The 18,486-nt window shown below is 58.6% G+C and carries 21 protein-coding genes; 5 read left to right on the top strand and 16 right to left on the bottom strand.

The window, feature by feature from the left end; all coding sequences use genetic code 11:
• Positions 1-92: 92 nt before the first annotated feature.
• From ACR0LY_RS01375 to ACR0LY_RS01345, 7 genes are all read right to left on the bottom strand, one after another.
• On the bottom strand, positions 93-1,271 hold the full coding sequence (locus ACR0LY_RS01375; RefSeq protein ID WP_170349061.1) for a phage major capsid protein: 1,179 nt from the start codon (positions 1,269-1,271) through the stop codon (positions 93-95).
• Between the two features lie 34 nt (positions 1,272-1,305).
• Positions 1,306-1,851, bottom strand: a complete 546-nt coding sequence (locus ACR0LY_RS01370) for an HK97 family phage prohead protease (RefSeq protein ID WP_170349062.1) — start codon at positions 1,849-1,851, stop codon at positions 1,306-1,308.
• A 26-nt stretch (positions 1,852-1,877) separates the two neighbouring features.
• Positions 1,878-2,096 (bottom strand): GTA head formation protein, RCAP_rcc01685 family, encoded by a 219-nt coding sequence (locus tag ACR0LY_RS01365; RefSeq protein ID WP_058280601.1) that lies wholly within the window; start codon positions 2,094-2,096, stop codon positions 1,878-1,880.
• On the bottom strand, positions 2,089-3,258 hold the full coding sequence (locus ACR0LY_RS01360) for a phage portal protein (protein WP_170349063.1): 1,170 nt from the start codon (positions 3,256-3,258) through the stop codon (positions 2,089-2,091). The genes ACR0LY_RS01365 and ACR0LY_RS01360 overlap by 8 nt, the downstream gene beginning before the upstream one ends.
• Positions 3,259-3,455: 197 nt before the next feature.
• Positions 3,456-3,806, bottom strand: coding sequence for a hypothetical protein (locus tag ACR0LY_RS01355; RefSeq protein ID WP_480640458.1), 351 nt, complete (start codon positions 3,804-3,806; stop codon positions 3,456-3,458).
• A 421-nt stretch (positions 3,807-4,227) separates the two neighbouring features.
• Positions 4,228-5,598 (bottom strand): DNA-packaging protein, encoded by a 1,371-nt coding sequence (locus ACR0LY_RS01350; protein WP_170349065.1) that lies wholly within the window; start codon positions 5,596-5,598, stop codon positions 4,228-4,230.
• 434 nt (positions 5,599-6,032) lie between these two features.
• Complete coding sequence (locus ACR0LY_RS01345) at positions 6,033-6,407, bottom strand: VOC family protein (protein WP_170349066.1); 375 nt, start codon at positions 6,405-6,407, stop codon at positions 6,033-6,035.
• Between the two features lie 45 nt (positions 6,408-6,452).
• On the opposite strand from ACR0LY_RS01345, the gene ACR0LY_RS01340 reads away from it, so the two are divergent.
• Together ACR0LY_RS01340 and ACR0LY_RS01335 are read left to right on the top strand one after the other, a co-directional pair.
• Complete coding sequence (locus tag ACR0LY_RS01340) at positions 6,453-6,983, top strand: winged helix-turn-helix transcriptional regulator (RefSeq protein WP_368040133.1); 531 nt, start codon at positions 6,453-6,455, stop codon at positions 6,981-6,983.
• A 296-nt stretch (positions 6,984-7,279) separates the two neighbouring features.
• Positions 7,280-8,536: a DEAD/DEAH box helicase gene (locus ACR0LY_RS01335; RefSeq protein ID WP_170349068.1), complete on the top strand. Its 1,257-nt coding sequence runs from the start codon at positions 7,280-7,282 to the stop codon at positions 8,534-8,536.
• A 39-nt stretch (positions 8,537-8,575) separates the two neighbouring features.
• On the opposite strand, the gene mltG is transcribed toward ACR0LY_RS01335, so the two are convergent.
• The 7 genes from mltG to fabD form a co-directional block, all read right to left on the bottom strand.
• Complete coding sequence (gene mltG, locus ACR0LY_RS01330) at positions 8,576-9,736, bottom strand: endolytic transglycosylase MltG (protein WP_170349069.1); 1,161 nt, start codon at positions 9,734-9,736, stop codon at positions 8,576-8,578.
• Complete coding sequence (gene fabF, locus ACR0LY_RS01325) at positions 9,737-11,002, bottom strand: beta-ketoacyl-ACP synthase II (RefSeq protein WP_170349070.1); 1,266 nt, start codon at positions 11,000-11,002, stop codon at positions 9,737-9,739.
• A 204-nt stretch (positions 11,003-11,206) separates the two neighbouring features.
• Entirely contained in the window at positions 11,207-11,950 is a 744-nt protein-coding gene (locus tag ACR0LY_RS01320) for a 1-(5-phosphoribosyl)-5-[(5-phosphoribosylamino)methylideneamino]imidazole-4-carboxamide isomerase (RefSeq protein WP_170349071.1), read from the bottom strand.
• A 119-nt stretch (positions 11,951-12,069) separates the two neighbouring features.
• The gene (locus ACR0LY_RS01315) at positions 12,070-12,609 is read right to left on the bottom strand and encodes a GNAT family N-acetyltransferase (protein WP_170349072.1); all 540 of its coding nucleotides are present in this window, start codon (positions 12,607-12,609) and stop codon (positions 12,070-12,072) included.
• A gap of 138 nt (positions 12,610-12,747) precedes the next feature.
• Positions 12,748-12,981 (bottom strand): acyl carrier protein, encoded by a 234-nt coding sequence (locus tag ACR0LY_RS01310; protein ID WP_008756330.1) that lies wholly within the window; start codon positions 12,979-12,981, stop codon positions 12,748-12,750.
• A gap of 209 nt (positions 12,982-13,190) precedes the next feature.
• Positions 13,191-13,928, bottom strand: coding sequence for a 3-oxoacyl-[acyl-carrier-protein] reductase (gene fabG / locus ACR0LY_RS01305; protein ID WP_170349073.1), 738 nt, complete (start codon positions 13,926-13,928; stop codon positions 13,191-13,193).
• Positions 13,929-13,968: 40 nt separating this feature from the next.
• Complete coding sequence (gene fabD, locus ACR0LY_RS01300) at positions 13,969-14,907, bottom strand: ACP S-malonyltransferase (protein WP_170349074.1); 939 nt, start codon at positions 14,905-14,907, stop codon at positions 13,969-13,971.
• Between the two features lie 170 nt (positions 14,908-15,077).
• Here fabD and ACR0LY_RS01295 point away from each other — a divergent pair, with 170 nt between their 5' ends.
• Positions 15,078-16,304, top strand: coding sequence for a cytochrome b/b6 domain-containing protein (locus ACR0LY_RS01295; RefSeq protein WP_170349075.1), 1,227 nt, complete (start codon positions 15,078-15,080; stop codon positions 16,302-16,304).
• A 55-nt stretch (positions 16,305-16,359) separates the two neighbouring features.
• Here the strand turns inward: ACR0LY_RS01295 and ACR0LY_RS01290 are convergent, their stop codons facing one another.
• Both ACR0LY_RS01290 and ACR0LY_RS01285 read right to left on the bottom strand, forming a co-directional pair.
• Complete coding sequence (locus ACR0LY_RS01290; protein ID WP_170349076.1) at positions 16,360-16,932, bottom strand: YceI family protein; 573 nt, start codon at positions 16,930-16,932, stop codon at positions 16,360-16,362.
• Between the two features lie 126 nt (positions 16,933-17,058).
• Complete coding sequence (locus tag ACR0LY_RS01285) at positions 17,059-17,568, bottom strand: hypothetical protein (RefSeq protein ID WP_226688309.1); 510 nt, start codon at positions 17,566-17,568, stop codon at positions 17,059-17,061.
• Between the two features lie 305 nt (positions 17,569-17,873).
• On the opposite strand from ACR0LY_RS01285, the gene rpsF reads away from it, so the two are divergent.
• The gene (gene rpsF, locus ACR0LY_RS01280; protein ID WP_170349078.1) at positions 17,874-18,227 is read left to right on the top strand and encodes a 30S ribosomal protein S6; all 354 of its coding nucleotides are present in this window, start codon (positions 17,874-17,876) and stop codon (positions 18,225-18,227) included.
• A gap of 27 nt (positions 18,228-18,254) precedes the next feature.
• Complete coding sequence (gene rpsR, locus ACR0LY_RS01275; protein ID WP_005982441.1) at positions 18,255-18,482, top strand: 30S ribosomal protein S18; 228 nt, start codon at positions 18,255-18,257, stop codon at positions 18,480-18,482.
• The last annotated feature ends 4 nt before the right edge of the window (positions 18,483-18,486 follow it).

The raw sequence follows: 18,486 nt of genomic DNA, 5'->3' as shown, positions 1-18,486 counted from the left end.
GAGGGGAGCAGCTAGACAACGCAAGGGATCTCACCCCGGCCCGTACCCGCCGCCCGGAGGGCCAGTTGCCCGCCCCCCGGATTCGCCACCACTTAGGCGGTGCCGAATTTCACCAGCTTGATCGCGGCAAAGTCGCTCACGTCGCCGCCAACGCGCTTGGTTGCGTAGAACAGGACATGCGGCTTGGCGCTGAACGGGTCGCGCAGGACGCGCAGGTCGGGACGTTCGGCAATGGTGTAACCGGCCTGGAAGTCACCAAAGGCAATCGAGAAGCTGTCGGACGCCGCATCGGGCATGTCCTCGGCGATCAGCACCGGATAGCCCATCAGACGCGCAGGCTCGCCCGCTGCCAGGCCGTCGGACCACAGGAAGCGGCCATCGCTGTCCTTCAGCTTGCGGATCAGACCCGCGGTCTTCGAGTTCATCACGAAGGTGCCGTTCACGCGGTACTGGGCACCCAGCGCATAGACCACATCGACAATCGCATCCGCCTCGACACCACCGTCGATGCCGGTGGGAACATAGCCGATATTGCCCCAGGCCCAGACGTCATTATCGACCTTTGTGTGGTCCAGAATGCCCTTCGGCTTGTCGACACCATCGCCTCTGATAAACGCCGACGCCTCGGCGCGGGCAAACTTGTCAGCGATACGACCGGCCAGCCAACCTTCGACGTCAAACGCGCTGTCATCCAACAGGCGCTGCGAGGCCTTGGGCAGCGCGCTCAGCTCGTGCAGCGCGATTGAGATGCGGTCAATCGATGGAGTCGCAGTCTCGGTCGCGGTCGAGCCCTCATCCGCCCATCCCGCACCCACATCGGTGTGGTCGATCAGCACATCGAACGAGTTCGCTTCGACATTCACCACCGACGCAATCGAACGGATCGAGGCGGTGGATTTCAGCACCGATTTGATGATCTCAGCGGTTTGCGGATCAACCAGGTAACCGCCATCGCTGTTGACCGCACTGGTCAGCGACTTGGCCTCCATATCCAGCCCACGCAGGCCGTCATCGTCACCCGAACGCACATAAGCGTCAAAAGCCTTTTGGTGCGGTGCGCCTTCGGTGATCGAGGCAGCAAGATGCGGGCGTGCCGCGATGGTTGATTTACGATCCAGCATAGTCAGTCGCTCTTCTGTCTGTTGCAGTTTGGTTTTCACTTCAGCCTTCAGGCCCTTGAATTCATTCACGAAGCCAGCCATCGCCTGCTTCACCTCCTGAACCAGGGGCGCACCCTCTCCGGTCAAGGCCGGGGTCTCGGTCTTGCTCATCAGCACTTCCATTCTTGGGTGGGTTTGAGGCGCGCTAGGGTCGCGCCAGCTCCTGCCGGGCGTCGTTGAACACCTCGGCAATACTGCGCAGGGTTTCTTCGGCATCCAGGGTCGCCCCCTTTGCCGCCACCCGCGCACTGGGCAGCATCGGGAAAGTCACAAGCGACACCTCCCAAAGCTCCAGTTCCGTCAGGACCCGCTGGCCCTTGTCATTCTTCACGGCGCGCTTAGTGCGATAGCCAATCGACAGACCATCCATCGCACCCGCCCGGATCAACTCCGCCGCCTCACGACCCTTTTGTGTGCTTTCCAGCAGACGCCCCTTGACCCACAGGCCCTTATCGTCTTCGCGCACTTCGTCCCAAACGCCGATTGGTTGCGCCGGGTCGTGCTGCCACAGCATCTTAACTCGCTGACCAGCCTTCACCAGCCCATCCAGTGATGCACGATAGGCGCCTTTTTGCACCACATCACGGCCCTGATCGACCTGACCGAACAGGCTGGCATAGCCTTCGATCACTGCATCCTCGGACACAGACAGCCCATAGCCGAACCGCGCAAACTTATGCTCCAAATCCATGAACAACTCCTCGTAAGCCTCTGAACTCATGGTGTTACCGACAAAAACGACTGAAACGCCTGTGCCAGGATCACTGCGGCCACACCGTAGACCGTCAGCCACAACCGGCGCTCTAACCGCTCCATCATTTCTTCGATCTGATCCAACCGTTTGCACAGGTGCGCATGCTGAATCTCGGCCACCCGTTCATGCGCAGCCAGACGCAAGCCCGGCGCGCAATCGAATGGCGGATACCCTTCAGCCATCCGCATCCTCCGCCAGTGCCGGCAACCCTAGCAAAGACCGCTTCTCGGCATCTGTCAGGAAATCGGCACGACTGACGCGGGTCCACTGCGCATCACGTTCGGTAGCCAACGCGGGCACCTGATCCAGATCGGGTTTCAGCATCAAATCCTCGCCAGAAAAGCCCGAGAGCCACTCTGACACTGCCGCCGCCACCCGCGTCACCAGGGGCAGAACGGTCAGGCGATAAAACGCCCGGTTGGCCTCCTGATAGTTCGAATAGGTCGCGTCGCCCTGAATTCCCAGCAACATTGGCGGGACCCCAAAGGCCAGCGCGATCTCGCGGGCGGCGGCTTCCTTGGTCTTTTGAAACTCCATGTCCGAAGGGGAAAAGCCCATCGGCTTCCAATCCAGCCCCCCTTCCAGAACCATTGGACGACCAGCATTGCGCGCCCCGCGATAGTTCTGCTCAATCTCGTCTGACAGACGCCGGAATTGATCTTCGGCCATCACCCCATGGCCATCGCCTTTCCACACCAGCGCCCCCGAAGGCCGCGCCGCATTATCCAACAGCGATTTCGACCACCGAGACGCGCTGTTATGCACATCAATCGCCATAGCCGCCGCCTGCATCGGCGAAAATCCATAGTGGTCATCCTGCGGGTGAAAGGACTTTATGTGACAGATGACTTCAGCCGAAAAACGATGCGTCTTGCCACCGACGCTGTAGTCATACGCCTTGGGCCAGCCATCCGCGCCCGGCACCACGCTCATTCGGTCCGAGCGCAGAACGTGCAGCTCAACCGGCAGCCCATCTTCCGCCTGCACCGCCTCGATGTAAGCATTGCCCGAAAGCAGTAGCTGACCGAACACGGTCTCCATCAACTCGGCCCGCCCCTGCGCTGCGTTCGGACGACGCATGAGGGTCAACATCGGATGCGTCTCATAGCGCTGTTCACGGTCCTGCAACACCAGTGGTAATGCCGCCGCCGCCTCGGCAATCAGCTTAACCGAGCGAAACCCCACCGGGTTCCCCGAAAACCCCGTCCGCGTCAGCGATACCGCGTCCCGCGGGCTCCACGCCACACGCCCGCCCGTCTGCCACGCCACCACAGGCCCCGCCGCGCTCGCCTTCGCCTCCGGCGCGCTCCCAGCCGACCCACGACGCAAGAAATCGAATACCATCTGTTCTCCTTTCTGCCGCCGCTCTGCCCGGCTTGTTGAAAGGAGTTATGACGGAAAGAAGTTTAAGGCTTGGGAATGGGGCGTACGGGGGGTGGGCAACGGCATTCTCGACCTGGCGCCACGATCCAGATCGGTCACGACTTCAGACCGTCAATTCGTGGACAAAGCCGATAAGAATGACAAGTTATCAAAGCTTGTTAACGATAAACACCAAAAATTTTACATCTCAGCAATCCAGCCGACTCGTAGGCTGATCTGAATCGAGCTATTTCGTTTGCCAGACCTGTTTGGGTCGCTTCAGCGCAAGCTTTCATTGCACTGTTTTCCGCCTCTACTTGGGAGGTATAATTGACGCCAAATCCTGTGTAGCCTGCTGGGTTGTTTGCAACCGCTAGGTAATTACCCGACACTGTGTCTCGTTTTGCCTTGGCCAATTCACTTTTGTGCGCATTGGGTATTGTGGATGCTGTAGGTTTATCTTGAGGAACAAACGTAGCGTAGAGGATACAATCCTGTCGAGACACGATCTCACAGTCGATCTTCGCCATTCGTTTTGCGTCATGCTCTGAATACCGACCTGTCACTACTGCCCAAGAGCCGCCATCCGGTCGAATGTAAAACGCTCCAAACGCTCCGTCTCCTTGGCTCACAGCTTGGTCAAACGCATTTCTCACCCGCGTGGTCAGCGGTTGGTCTGAGTGCTGTCGAACCTCATAGGGTCCAAAAGTGGTCAGAGATTGCTTCGAAGGTACATAACTTTCGTCAGGTGTGGTTTCTACGCATGCCGCTTGCAGCACAAGCCCAACAAACAAAAAAACACTATTATTTTTAGTCACTTCGGTACAATTCCTCAATGATGAATACTCTCCGCATATGGGTTTCATCGCTAACTCTATCGGTCTGCTAGGTCAACATTCCAACCGACCTTCCCACCAAAAATCCAAGCCCGGTGACGGATGATACCATGCGTCACAGACTCCGCACCCTAGGCCGCCGATAGGCCCCCGCAGGCCCCACCACCAGCTCATGCAGCGCCCAGACCAGCGCGTCGACCCGGTCGGGCGAGCCCTGCCCTTCGAACCCCCGTGCGGTCATCTGGCACATCTGCTCCTCCAGCGCGTCCAGCCCCACCACATGAGACACCCGTCCCTGCTCGTAGAGCGCCGCCACAGGCTCAGCCCGTACCACCTTGCCGCGTGACGCCCGCACTGCCCGAAACGGGACCAGAGGGTCCACCTGCCGCACCACCTCTTCCACCAGTTGCCCGCCCTGATTGACCTCGGCCACCAACCGTTCCGCCCCGAATTCGTCCATCGCGTCAATCGCCGCCTGCGCCCAGCCCGCCGGGCCAACGCCCTGCACCGTCCGGTCGGCCAGTACATAGGCGCGCCACTCCTCGGGCGGCCCCTGCACCTGCGCACCGACCACCACGATCCCGCAGGCATCCGCATCTGAACCAGACGTCACAGCCGGGTCCAGCGCCACCACGATGCGATCCAATTCGGGCACCTGCGCACACCGCGCCGCCTCCAGCATCGAGCCCGTCCACAAAGCACCCTCAGCATCCGACAGTAACACCCCGTCCAACTCCTGCCGTCCCAGCCGCGTGCCTGCATAGCGCGCGCGCACTTCGTCCAGAAACGATGCGGCCAGATTTGCCCGGTTCGCCTCGGTCGGCGCGTGCGTCTGCACCGTTGAAGGCGACGCCAGCAACTCTTTCAAAACCTTCACATTCCGCGGCGTGGTCGTCACACAGACCCGCGGCCGCTCACCCAATCTCAGCGCAAATTGCAGCATATCCCAGGTTTCCCCGGCCTTTTTCCATTTGGCCAGCTCATCCACCCAAGCTGCATCGAACTGGGGTCCCCGCAACCCTTCGGGATCATTTGCCGAAAATGCCTGTGCCTCAGCCCCATTGGGCCAGATCAACTTGCGTTCAGATGCCTTCCAACTGGGTCGCCTGTCCGGGGGCGAACATCGCAATATCCCGCTGTCACCAAAAATCATGACATCGCGCACCTGATCGAAGGTCTCTCCAACCAAAGCCACACGGCGGGCCTCACCCCGATCCAGCGGTTTCGCCCCCTCGACCATCGACCGCACCCATTCGGATCCAGCCCGTGTCTTGCCCGCGCCACGTCCACCCATGATCACCCAGCATCGCCAATCACCCTCGGGCGGCAACTGATGCGGCAGCGCCCAAAACTCAAACAGGAAAGGGAGGGCACACAGCCCCCCCTCCCCGATCTCACTCAGAAATCTCTCCCGAACCGCAGCATCTGCGGAGGCGAGCCAACCTGCACCCGATTTCAAATCGAGCGCGCTCAAGGTCGATCGCATACCCTCCTTGGGCAATTCCGGCTTGTCTGTGATGTTGTTCGACAAAGCTTGTCTCCACTTTCTGACAACTTCGGATCAGCCCCTCTAGCTGCCCCAGTTGCTTGCCTGCTCCGGCAAGGTCTGCATCCTCCCCGGCACCAATCTGCTGGCGCAGTTCTTCCGCTGCTTGGCGCAGATCGCGAATGGATCTTTCAAGGGACTGCAACAAGTCAGCCGTCTGAGAAATCCGCTCTTCCGGGGTAATCAAAGTCATGTTTGCCTGTGACCTCATGCGTGAGTTTTCTCCGCACGAGAGAAATGAAAAACGGCCACCGGGTCGCCCCGGGGCCGTGGCCCACCTCTTCTAGCATGACATAACTTCTACGTGATTAAGCACGCAAAGTCAATGTGTTACGCAACATCGAACGCAACAACAATCGTACGCTGTATTAAGATTAACCGCCCGTCAAATCTTGCGCCAGCATCATCGCATTGCGATCCGGATCATAGAATGTGGCCGTGCTGACCATCCCCTCGATCGTTTCCGTCGGGCCATCAAACGCCACCCCGGCAGCTTCCAGCGCACCACGCGCCGTGGCAATATCACCAACTTCATAGACCGGAACGCAATTACCCGGTGACGGCTCGGCTTGTTCTCCCAGACCCAATGTCACTCCGTCCACATTGGTGCGCATTTCGCTCCACCCGGCTTCATCGATGTGATGGGCAAGTTCGAACCCAAGCATGTCACGATACCAATCCGCACTGGCGTGACGATCCCTGACTGAAATCGCAAACGTGATCGTGTTTTTTAACGAAACATGCGGCATTGAACTTTCCTTTGTATTTAAATATAGTTACTATACTTTATGGACATGGCTCTACTTGTCAAGCTCACCTCCCGCGCATGGTCACTGAACATTCTGGCGCTGATGCATTCCGGTGTTTCTGGGCGACAAGCCCCTTTACTCGCCGCAACCAGCGCCAGTCGAACGGCCTTCGCGGCCAGTCTCGATCACCTCGTCCAACTCGAACTGCTCGAGCGTAACCCCGGCCATGGCCATCCCCTACGCCCCGAGTTTCGCCTCACCCCCGCAGGCACCCAAGCCGCGCGTATCGCCAGCGCGATCATTCAGGTTGCCCCGGATGACGCCACGCACAAGCTTCTTCGAAAGTCGTGGACCGTTCCCATCCTGGCCCTAACCGGCACCCCGCATCGCTTTTCAGCGATCAGGTCGGATCTGATCACCATCACCGATCGTGCCTTATCCGCCTCATTGCATCAGTTAGAGAATCACGACTGGATCCAGCGCGATATCGAGACCTCGGGGCGGATGCCCTTCCCGACCTATCGCGCGGTCAAAACCGGTTTTGCCATCCATCAGGCCGTCGGGTTGGGTCAGTAATCAAGCAACACCGTCGTACAGGACATAGAAAACCCTGCCCAATAGCTTGACATTCGACCTCTCAACCCGCATGTGCCCATGAAACAGCGCTGCCGCGTGAGCATTCGGGCCATCAACAGCCCCACAGCGCCCGATCCACCCATAGTTCCCCATCACGCAGGGTTCTTGATGCGACGACCGGATGGTGCAGGAGCCGCCTGCATTTCCCGAGGTCTCGTACAACCCCTGCCGGTCGCAGATGCGGCCCGTGACGACTTGCCTTTGGGTTAATACCGAGGGCTGCAAAGGATAGTTATTTGTTCGACTTTGACATGCTGGGCCTCGCGCCCGCCCTGAACGATGCGCTGAAACGCGCCAATTTTACCCAACCTACGCCGATACAAAACCAGGCCATTCCGCTGGCGCTGAACGGGCATGATATTCTTGGGCTGGCCCAGACTGGCACCGGCAAGACCTTGGCCTTTGGCTTGCCTCTGATTGATCATCTGCTGGCGCAACCGGGCAAACCTGCGCCGAAAACGGTGAAGGCTTTGATCCTCGCCCCCACCCGCGAACTGGTGAACCAGATCGCGGAAAGCCTGCGCAATCTGACGCAAAAGACGAAACTGCGCGTGGCCACTGTGGTTGGCGGACAATCCATTGGCAAACAGATCTCGTTCCTGTCGCGAGGTACCGATATTCTGGTTGCCACTCCGGGGCGCCTGATCGATCTGATGGAGCGCGGTGCCGTTGACCTCAGTTCAGTGCGTCATCTGGTGTTGGATGAAGCTGACCAGATGTTGGACATGGGCTTTATCCACGCCCTGCGTAAAATCGCACCTGCACTGGGCACACCGCGTCAAACCATGTTGTTCTCGGCCACAATGCCGAAACAGATGGAGGAGCTTAGCCAATCCTACCTGACCAACCCGCAGAGGGTGCAGGTTTCCCCCCCGGGCAAGGCAGCCGACAAGATTACGCAGTCTGTGCATTTCCTCAGCCGGGGCGAAAAGCCGCAAAAACTGCGCGAAATTCTGTCCGCTGACATGGACGCCCTGACGTTGGTCTTCTCCCGCACCAAACACGGTGCTGAAAAGCTGATGAAAGGTCTCGTGGCCGATGGCTTCAACGCGGCATCGATCCACGGAAATAAAAGCCAAGGACAGCGCGATCGCGCAATCAAGGCGTTCCGCGCCGGTGAGATCAACGTGCTGGTTGCCACCGACGTGGCCGCGCGTGGCATCGACATTCCCGGCGTTGCCTATGTGATCAACTATGACCTGCCCGAGGTGCCAGACAATTATGTCCATCGCATTGGCCGCACAGCCCGCGCCGGTCGTGAAGGCGAAGCCATTGCCTTCTGCGCACCGGATGAGCTGGACCAGCTATTGCAGATCCAAAAGCTGATGAAGATCGAAATTCCGGTCGCCAGCGGTACCATGCCTGAATACGCCGAGCCCAAAAAACCGCGCAATCGTGGTGGGTTCCGGGGGCGCAAACCGCACGGAGCGAACTCGATGTCAAAACCTGCGTCGTCAAAACGTCGCCGCCCCCGCAGACGTCCCGCTGCATAAGAAAAAGAAAGGGCCGCGTTTTTTGACGCGGCCCTTTTCTTAGTTGCTCGAGCTGTTTCTCTCAGCTTCTATTTCTCGCCATTTGGCGACGTTGCGGTTGTGCTCATCCAGAGTTTCCGCAAACGCGTGCCCGCCAGTACCATCCGCAACGAAGAACACATAGTCTGTATCCTCCGGCGCCACCGCGGCCTCAAGGCTCGCGAGGCCGGGATTGGCGATTGGTGTGGGCGGCAAACCGTCAATCACATAAGTATTCCAAGGGGTTGCACGGCGCAACTCGCTGCGGCGCAGGCCACGGCCTAGCACACCTTGTCCCTTGGTGACACCATAGATCACTGTCGGGTCTGTCTGCAGCTTCATGCCTTTTTCAAGTCTGTTCACGAACACACTGGCCACTTGGCCGCGCTCATGTGGAACGCCGGTCTCTTTCTCGATAATCGAGGCAAGGATCAACATCTCCTCTGGGCTGCTAATCGGCAAATCGTTCTGCCGGCTTTCCCAAACCGCGTTGATCCGCAACTGTTGCTTCGCCTGCATGTCCTGTAACACAGCAGCCCGGTCATCTCCTGGGGCCAGCTCATAGCTGTCGGGCGCCAACATGCCCTCGGCCGGAATTTCGGACACCTCACCGGTCAGGGCGTCAATGCCCTTAAGCGCCTCGACCACCTGCCAAGAGGTCACGCCCTCAGCCACCGAAACACGATACCGCGTATCGGAGTCCTGACGTTTTTCAACGTATTCAGCAGGGGCTTCCTCTTCACCAGCCTCGAAACTCGCAATTTCGACAAACTCCAAGGTGGCCGGGTTCAGCTCTCGCACGCGGGTCTGTACCCGTGTGACACCAACGCGATATTCAATCTCGGATCCACAGGTGCTGGCACCGCTGCTGGTGATATCGTCGATGATCTGCGCCATCGATGCGCCTTCGCGAACCAGAAAACTGCCCGCTTTCAGCTGCTGCGCCTTGTCAGTGTAATCCGCACCCATCCGGAAGATCATGGCGCTGCTGATGGCACCCTCATCTGCAAGCTGCTGGCTGACGCGTGTCATGTTCGAGCCGCTTTTCACCTGTAGGCACATTGCGGTGTCCAGCGGGCCTTCGGCCTTGTACTGCGATTGCCCCCAAAGGATCAGACCGCCGATCAAAAACAGGCCGACCACCAGGATGGTCAGCGCGTTTGATGCCAAAGCCCGCCACATTTAGCTGGCCTTTCCGAAGATCACGCTGGCATTGGTGCCGCCAAACCCGAACGAATTCGACAAGGCCACGTTGATCTCACGCTCGCGTTTGGCATTCGGCGCCAGGTCAATCGGTGTCTCAACCGCCGGGTTGTCCAGGTTGATCGTCGGCGGAGCCACCTGATCGCGGATCGCCAGGATCGAGAAGATCGCCTCGATCGCGCCAGCCGCACCCAGCAAGTGACCCGTGGCCGATTTGGTCGAAGACATGGTTGCGTTGCCCGCATGATCGCCCAACAGACGCTCCACCGCGCCCAGCTCGATCGTATCCGCCATGGTCGAAGTCCCATGCGCGTTGATATAATCCAGATCCTTTGGCTCTAGCCCGGCACTGCGCAGGGCGGCTTTCATGGAACGCTCTGCCCCATCGCCGTCCTCGGACGGTGCGGTGATGTGATAGGCGTCACCGGACATGCCATAGCCCAGAACCTCAGCGTAAATCTTCGCACCGCGCGCCTTGGCATGTTCGTATTCTTCCAGCACGACAATGCCTGCGCCTTCACCCATTACGAACCCGTCGCGGTCGACGTCATAAGGACGGCTGGCTTTCTTAGGGTCGTCGGCATACTTGGTCGACAGCGCCTTGCACGCGTTAAAGCCCGCAATGCCAATCTCACAGATGCAACCCTCGCCGCCACCTGCAACCATGACATCCGCGTCACCGGCACGGATGATACGGCTGGCATCGCCAATGGCATGTGCGCCGGTCGAACAGGCGGTAACAACCGAATGGTTCGGCCCTTTGAACCCATGACGGATCGAGACCTGGCCCGAGGCCAAGTTAATCAGCGCGCCAGGGATAAAGAAGGGCGACACGCGGCGCGGACCCTTGTCACGGATCAGATTGGCCGTGTTCGCGATAGAACCCAGCCCACCGATACCCGAACCGATCAGAACCCCAGTGCGCAGGCGATCTTCTTCATTCTCAGGCAGCCAATTCGCATCCTGGCAGGCCATATCAGCCGCAGCGATGGAATACAGGATAAAGTCCTCGATCTTGCGCTGCTCTTTCGGTGGCATCCAATCGTCGGGATTGAACGTCCCGTTCGTACCATCGCCACGGGGCACTTCGCAGGCATAGGTCGTGGTGACCCCGCTCGCCTCAGCATCGAACTGCGTGATCGGGCCCGCGCCGGATTCTCCGTCCAGCAGCCGTGACCAGCTTTCCTCGACCCCACTGGCCAACGGAGTGACTAATCCCAGACCGGTTACAACGACTCTGCGCATGAAATGCCTCTTGCCTGCTTCCTATTTGAGAACCGCTCATACCCCGGCGTGGGGGCCGGGGGCAAGAGCCACGGCGCAATCCCTTCCGGCATCATCCTGCCAAAACCGAAAGAAAATCCGCCTGTCACCGTTGGAAGGGTTCAGAAATGAAAAACCGCCTTCTGCCCGCGCGGGGCAAAAGGCGATTTCCGGGTGACTTGTCTTTTACTGGAACTGCGCCACGGGCTCATGCGCGGTTTTGGCAACTTCCAGCGCATCTTCCAGGCTCAGCGATTTGCGGAACAGCGCCCGCCCGACAATCGCGCCCGAGATGTTGTGGATATAGGCCAAGCGCGAGATATCGTCCGCCGTGCGCACCACACCGCTGGCGATAACGGGGGTACGGGACTTTTCCGCAAGACCCGAGATCAGCCCCAACTGCGCTTCGACATCTTCCATGTCGCTGTCGATATCCGTCACCACAATACCCGCGAACGGGGTGTCCGCGAACGCTTCGATAAAGGCTTCGGGGGTAAAGGCGCTTTGACTGCGCCAACCTTCGGTCATGACAAAGCCCTGCCAGACATCAACCGCCAGAACGATCTGATCCGGGTAAAACTTGGCCAGTTCCTTTACCAAGATCGGGTCGCGCGCAGCCAATGTACCTATGACGACCCGCCCGGCCCCTTTGTCGATCCAATGTTCGACATGTTCGCGGGCGCGCATCCCACCGGCCAATTGCACCGGCATTTCCGCCGAGCGGATGATTTCCTCGACCAGCTCGGCATTGGTGTCACGGCCTTCGATCGCGTCGAAATCCGTCAGCTGCATCCATTCGGCCCCGGCGGCCGACCAACTGCGCGCTGTTTCAACCGGGTCCACGTGCCAGATCATGGCATTGTCCAGACGGCCCTTGTCCAGCGTCACGCACCGGCCGTTCTGCAGTTCCATAGTAGGGTAAATCCTCATGAGCCCGCTCCTTCGCTCAATCGCATGTCAATCCAGTGTACCATACACACCGGACCGATCTCGGATTTTACCAGTTTCGGCAAACTGAGGACATTTTGCGGCATTGCCGCGATTGAAAACTAATGGCGTTTCGGAGGGCCATTCCGGCGCAGCAATACAACCTCAGACCCGTTGTACTTATCTTCGCGCATCGGCACATATCCCAGCTTCTCAGCCAGTTTCTGCGAGACGGCATTGGCCGAATTTACCATTGCAACCAAGGGCCCAGGCATGATGCGGTCGAACCAATCATGCGCCGCTTGGGCCGCTTCTATTCCCAAACCCTGCCCCTGCGCTTCGGGTACCAAAATCCATCCGGCTTCCGGGTAACTGTCGAAATCTTCACCCATCGAGCGGTTGCCGTAGAAAAAACCAGCCTGACCGATCATCTGGCGATTCGATTGCTGCAAAACCGCCCAATGCCCGAACCCGGCCATCTGCCAGTGCCCGGCATTGCGCAGGAATGAATCCCACGCCTCACCACGCGACCTTGGTTTGCCACCGATATGCCGCACGATGCACGGGTTGCGCCAGATCTCGGCGAACCGGTTAAAATCTTCGGGACGCATGGCGCAAAGCATCAAGCGTGCAGTGTTTATCGTCGGGGTGGATCGTATCATGCCCTGCCCGCTCGGAAAAAATTGCCTCTGTTCAGACAGTGCTTAGCGGAAAAGCGTCAAGCAAGAGTGAATTTGTTTCGGGCATAAAAAACGGCGCCTCCGTTGCCCAGAAGCGCCGCTTTTAGAGATTTGAAACGCTTAGGACGCTTCAGAGATGAATTTGACGGCGTCGCCAAAGGTCTGGATGGTCTCGGCTGCGTCATCGGGGATTTCGATGCCGAACTCTTCTTCAAAGGCCATGACCAGCTCAACAGTGTCCAGGCTGTCTGCGCCCAGATCGTCGATGAAGGAAGCGTTTTCTGCCACTTTGTCTTCTTCAACACCCAGGTGCTCAACAACGATCTTTTTAACGCGATCTGCGACGTCGCTCATGTCTATTCCTCATTCCATTTCAGGGCGTAGCGCCCGGTTCTGCCCTTGCCCGCTCAGGCTGGCTTGATTTTGCCCGGTCCGGGCGGTTTGGTTTCCCGATTGCCGGGAAAGTAGAAGGCCGACCCACTGGCCGACCCCCGCATACATGCGCCGCCTATAGCACAGACAACGCCCGACGCAAACGCTTTCGCGCCTGCCCCGGTGTGCGCTCACAACATGGCCATACCGCCGTTCACATGCAAGGTCGTTCCTGTGATATATCCCGCTTCTGGGCTTGCAAGGTACAGAACTGCCGCAGCAATTTCTGACGGCTCGCCCATACGACCAGCTGGAACCTGATCCAGAATTCCCGATTTCTGATCGTCGGTCAGCTTATCCGTCATCGCAGTTGTGATGAATCCCGGGGCCACTGCGTTTGCCGTGATTCCGCGGCTTGCGACCTCATAGGCCAGCGACTTGGTCATACCGACCATACCGGCCTTGGACGCGGCATAATTGACCTGACCCGGATTGCCGGTCGCGCCGACCACGGACGAGATGTTGATGATCCGACCCCAACGCGCCTTCATCATGCCGCGCAATACGCCTTTGCACAGCTTTGCTGTGGCAGTCAGGTTCACGTCAATCACGCTTTGCCATTCGTCATCCGACATCCGCATAAACAGATTGTCCCGCGTGATGCCCGCGTTATTCACCAGAACGTCCACAGATCCCATCGCGTCGGCGGCTTGCTTCGGCAGCGCTGCAACTGCTTCGGGGTCGCTCAGGTTGCAAGGCAATACATGCGCGCGCTCACCCAGCTCATCCGCCAGTGCTTGCAGCGGTTCGACCCGCGTACCAGACAACCCCACAGTGGCACCCGCGCCATGCAGTGCGCGTGCGATTTCGCCCCCGATACCACCCGAAGCGCCGGTGATCAGCGCGTTCTTACCTGTCAAATCAAACATTCGGTTTCCCTCTTGGTGCGTCCGTTGCGACGCTTTCAACTTACGATTCAGCCTGAATGACCTTTTGCACGTCTTCCGGCGTACTGACGGCCTTGCCCGCAATGGCCCGATCAATCTTGCGGACCATACCTGACAGCGCTTTACCTGCGCCAATCTCCCATGTCTCGGTCACGCCTTGCGCCGCCATGTATTGCACGCTTTCACGCCACCGAACCGAACCCGTGATCTGCTCGACCAGCAATTGACGGATCAGGCTAGGGTCCGAGACCGCCTCGGCCCGCACATTGGCCACCAGCGGCACAGCAGGTGCCTTGATTTCAACCTCTGACAGCGCCTCTGCCATTACGTCTGCGGCAGGCTGCATCAGAGCGCAATGGAACGGCGCGCTAACCGGCAACATCACTGCGCGCTTGGCACCTTTTTCCTTAGCGATCTCGGCAGCACGCTCTACGGCGGCTTTGGAGCCTGAAACCACGACTTGTGTCGGATCATTGTCATTTGCGGCCTGACAGACTTCGCCCTGCGCGGCTTCCTCGGCCACGACGCGGACGGCGTCCAAATCCAAACCCAAAATGGCAGCCATTGCGCCTTCGCCTACCGGCACGGCGCTTTGCATGGCCTGACCACGAGTGCGCAGCAGGCGGGCAGTATCGGCAACCGACAAAGCTCCAGCAGCGGCCAGCGCGGAATACTCACCCAGCGAGTGACCGGCTACAAATGCTGCGTCAGTAACCGAAACACCTTCGGCATCCAGCGCGCGCATCACCGCCATTGACGTCGCCATAAGCGCAGGCTGCGCGTTCTGCGTTAGCGTCAGATCCGCTATATCACCTTCCCAGATCAGGCTACTCAGCTTTTCACCCAGCGCCTCGTCGACCTCGTCGAACACAGCCTGAGCAGCCGGATAAGCCTCGGCCAGAGCCTTGCCCATCCCGATAGTTTGGGCACCCTGCCCCGGAAAAACGAATGCGCGTGTCATTGCGACCTCTTGGATGACGTTAGGTTGCGGCGGGGTGTAAACCGTGCGCGGGCGCGGCACAAGCACTGCCTGACCTCTGCAATCTGGCACTTTTGCTGTGCGTGGCTCGCTATTGCGTCCTGATCCCATGGCTTTAGGTTGAACGCAGCCACCCCAGTACGGAGCAACCAATGCCCACGACCAACACCTTTTCCAGCTATGGCAGTGTGGCCAAGACCTTTCACTGGTTGACCGCCTTGCTGATCTTTACCGCCCTGCCGCTGGGATGGTTCGCCAACAATCTGGCCCACGCAATCTATGATCCGTCCATCCCCACCACCGAAGAGGACCTTGTTCGGGCGGTTCAGTTGTTCTCGCTCCATAAAACAGTCGGGGTCACCGTCTTTTTTGTCGCGCTGGCCCGCATCTTATGGGCGATGACCCAGACCAAGCCCGGCCTGTTGAACGCAGACAACAAACCCGAAGCCTTCGCCGCCGAGGTCGTACACTGGATGCTCTATGCCTCGCTGGTTCTGGTTCCCCTGACTGGCTGGCTGCACCATGCCGCAGCGGAAGGTTTCGCCCCGATCCTGTGGCCCTTTGGGCAAAATCTGCCCTTCGTACCCAAGTCACCCTATGTCGCCGAGGTTACGGCGGGCCTGCACTGGCTGTTCATTCTGGTTCTGGCGGGATCACTAATCCTGCATATCGCAGGTGCCCTCAAGCACCATGTGGTCGACAAGGACAGCACTCTACGCCGTATGCTACCCGGCCGTTCAGACGTGCCTCAGCCCCCAGACCAACATCACTCTGCCCTACCCGCTGTTGCTGCGCTGGCTATTTGGGGTGCGGTCCTGTTGGGTGGTTGGTCCACGGGCGTATTCTCGGATCACTCCGCCGCCGCAACCGACACCGCAGAACTGTCCGAGGTGCAATCGGACTGGCAGGTGCAAGAAGGCACACTGTCCATTACCATCACCCAACTGGGCAGCCCAGTGACCGGCACATTCGCCGATTGGACCGCAGCAATTGCCTTTGAAGACCCATCTGAGCCGGGCCTAGCCGGTACAGTTGACGTCACAATCGCGATCCCTTCGCTGAGCCTTGGAACGGTTACGGATCAGGCCATGGGGGCCGATTTCTTTGACAGCACCCAATTCCCGACCGCCCAGTTCAAGGCCGACCTCTACAAGACCGACACCGGGTACGAGGCCCGCGGTCCGCTGACCATCCGCGACAAAACTATGGATGTGGTGCTGCCTTTCACACTTGATCTTCAGGACAACACCGCCGCGATGTCCGGGGTGTTGGAATTGAACCGGCTGGATTTTGATGTTGGCAAGTCCATGCCCGGCGAGGACTCGCTGGCCTTTGTGGTTGCAGTTTCTGTGGAACTGGTCGCGCAACGAGCCGAATAAAAAAACCGCCGAGGCGACGTGCCTCGGCGGTTTTGTTCAGAAGATCGCGTGCGACTTATTCAGCCTTAACTGCTTCTACCGAGATCCGGACTTCGACTTCGTCACCGACAAAAGGCGCAAACTGACCTAGATCGAAATCGCTGCGTACCAGCGTGGTGGTCGCGTCAAAACCCGCCCACGGCTTTTTCGCCATTGGGTGTTCGGACACCTGGTTCAACTTGGCATCCAGAACGACCGACTTGGTCACGCCGTTCATGGTCAGATCGCCGGTGATGTTGGCCGTGTTTTCACCGGTGACTTCGATACCAGTCGAAGTAAAGGTGACCAGGTCACCTTCGGCGGCGCCAAAGAAATCTTCGGTCATGAAGTGATCTTCGCGTGGCTTCCAACCGGTGATCATTTCAATCACGGGCATCGAAACAGAAACGCTGGATGCCGCAGGGTCTTCTTGGTCAAACATGATCTCGCCTTCGAAGCCCGAGAACATGCCGGTCGTGGTGGAATAACCCAGGTGGTTATAGCTGAAGACGACCTGGCTGTGGCTGGGGTCCAAAACGTATTTCTCGGCGCTGGCAAACGCCGAAGTTGCCGAAACGGCCAGTGCAGCAGCAAGAAGGGTGGATTTCATAACAATCTCCGAAAAATTATGGATGCAACCCGAATGGGTTGCTCGATAACGAAAATGTGCTGCCCAAGGGCAGCACACAAGTATTATTCTCTAACAGTTTCTGTTCCTAGATGAACAGAATAAATTTCACGCGAAGATTGTTACGCTTCCACTGAGTTGCCCCTTGAGCGCTCGGCTGACATCCGCCGATTGCAGCGGCAGTTTCATCAGCAGGCTGCCATCGACATCGTACAATTCGACCTGATCGTCGGCAAAGCGGGCACCACCCAAGGTGTCATAGCTGCGGCGCAGAACGGTCTGCGGGCGGCCGTTTTCGTTCTTTTGCAGAACCCGAACCTCGCGGCGGATCGGATCGAAATAAGCATCCGGGCGGGCATCCAGCAGCTGAATCGTCAGCAGGCTAACCCCGACCAGCAGAAACATAAGTGACGCAGCCAGCTTGATTGGCCAGACTTCGGCGGCCATTGCGGAACCGGCCACCAACCACATGGAAAACGCCATCACGATCAGAAAGGCGCCCAGGACGCGGGCCAGTACCATCCGAACCTTCCAGTTCGGTGCAAAGGTGATCAGAACTGGTACAGATTTCTCATAGTTCGCTGAGGTTGCGGACTCTTCGAATGCATTCGTATTCATCGCGGTCATCTCTCTCACCCTGTTTTTCAGGTTGCCGTTCTGGGTCCGGTAATTCCGGATAGTCCCCGGTATGAAAAACAACTTTGAGCCGAAAAGCGTCAGGAATTGGGCAGCGCAATGTTAATTGGATGTTAATAGCACGACACCGCCAAGGCGTCTGTGGCGGGGCTTGCCCCTCACGCTCAAACGTGTATATGAGGCCATCCTTCGCAAATCTTATGAATCGCGCAGCCTCTCGTGGCAGGGTCGCGAAGGACAAAATGGCCCCGCCTATGAAATGCGCCTTGATAGAAACAGGAGTACACATGCCGCTGTATGAGCATGTAATGATCGCGCGTCAGGACCTGTCCAACGCGCAGGCAGAAAGCCTTGTCGAACATTTCGGCACCGTTCTGGCGGACAACGGCGGTAACGTCGTCGAAAGCGAGTACTGGGGCGTTAAGACAATGGCCTACAAGATCAACAAAAACCGCAAGGGTCACTATTCCTTCCTGAAGACCGACGCCCCCGCTGGCGCCGTTCAGGAAATGGAGCGCCTGATGCGCCTGCATGATGATGTTATGCGCGTTCTGACCATCAAGGTCGACGAGCATGCCGAGGGCCCTTCGGTCCAAATGCAGAAGCGCGACGAGCGCGAAGGCCGCCGCGAGCGCCGTTGATCAACGCCTGACGAAAGGACATAAACCATGGCCGCAAAACCATTTTTCCGCCGCCGCAAGGTCTGCCCGTTCTCGGGCGACAACGCGCCGAAGATCGACTATAAAGACACCCGTCTGCTGCAGCGCTACATCTCTGAGCGTGGCAAGATCGTACCTTCCCGCATCACCGCCGTTTCGGCGAAAAAGCAGCGTGAACTGGCCCGTGCTATCAAGCGCGCCCGCTTCCTCGCCCTGCTGCCCTACGCCGTGAAGTAAGGAG

Source organism: Ruegeria sp. BC5, from assembly GCF_056539205.1.
This window is presented reverse-complemented; position numbering and strand designations above follow the sequence as displayed.